The sequence below is a fragment of the Bradyrhizobium altum genome, assembly GCF_020889705.1.
GTDB lineage: Bacteria > Pseudomonadota > Alphaproteobacteria > Rhizobiales > Xanthobacteraceae > Bradyrhizobium > Bradyrhizobium altum.
Map to the genome: position 1 here is coordinate 1 of NZ_JACMYP010000555.1, position 1193 is coordinate 1193.

1 protein-coding gene and 1 pseudogene are annotated in these 1193 nt (G+C 68.2%); both read right to left on the reverse strand.

The genetic code is table 11. From position 1 onward, the window contains the following. Positions 1-676: pseudogene (locus H8B02_RS47330) on the reverse strand (AraC family transcriptional regulator); the annotation flags it as partial. A gap of 160 nt (positions 677-836) precedes the next feature. Continuing rightward, positions 837-1193: DUF2147 domain-containing protein (locus tag H8B02_RS47335; RefSeq protein WP_229172520.1), on the reverse strand; the 357-nt coding region annotated here is incomplete at its 5' end.

Sequence of the window (1193 nt, forward strand, 5' to 3'; positions counted from 1 at the left end):
CGGCCTGGCGACTTCCGCCGCCGGCGCCGGCAACCGCCAGCTGGCTCTCGGGCGGATCGAACAGCATCATCCAGATCGCGATCAGCGCGAATGCGCCAAGCGCGAGTGCGGCGCTGAGGCTGATCGACCGGGTCGGAATCGCGGCGAGCCCGGCCGTCGCTGCGAATATCATCTGCAGGCCGATGCCGATCAGCAGCGCGATCAGGATCCGGCCGCGTGCCGTCGTCACGGCGGTGCGCCATCCCTTTGGAATTTGCGCGATCCCGAGCACGGCGAAAGCGATCGTCGCCAGCGCCAGGGCGCGGCCGCACGGCCCGGCGAGATCGGGCCAGATCGTCCAGCAATTGTGGCTCACAACACCAAGGCCGGCGAGCAGCGTCCACACCGCTGCGTGCCAGGGCCGGAGGGCAAACCGCTCGTCGAACATCGCGCGCGCCCACAGCCAGAAGATCACCGGCGAGCCCATCGCGAAGGCGATGAACGGAGAGCTCCAGCCGAATGACGATGCGGGAAAGAACGGTGCGGTCGAAATCGCGTAGGCCGCGCCGGCCACGCCCATCGCGGCACCGAGATGCGCGGCGCGATGCACCGCCGCGTAGCGCAGCAGCAGCACCGCGCAAACCACCAGGAACAGCGCGACCGCCGCGCCGCGGAGACCGAGTTCAAGAGCCGTCATCGCCATCGCAAGCCGCCCGCAGGTTCGATTCAACCTCGACACGGCGGCACTTATAGCGCGTCCGGCGATCGACATGAAGCGACCGCCGGACTGGCAGAAAACCTGATGTCCGCTCGCCGTTTGCGCGCCAGCGGACATCGGATAGTGCCAAGGTCGCGTCCTAGCTGACCCGCTTCCAGGTCTGGCCGCCGCAGAACATGCCGCCGAAGGCGCAGCCCTGCACGCGCATCGCATTCGGGCCCTTCATCGCGATCGTCGAGTCGTAGTTGCGGCCGGAATCGGGATCGTGGATGCGGCCGCTCCACTTGCTGCCGTCGGGCTTCATGTTGATCAGGATGCGCTCGTTGCTCTTCATCGAATAGCCGCAGAGATTGGCGCCGCAGGCTTCGACGCGGACGTTGCCCTTGTTTTCCTCGGTGGCCCAGACGCCGATCGGTCCGGTTGGCGCCGCCGCCGGTGCTGCGGCAATCGGAGCGGTTTGCGGCTGCGGCGCGGGTTGCGCGGCGACCGGTGCCGG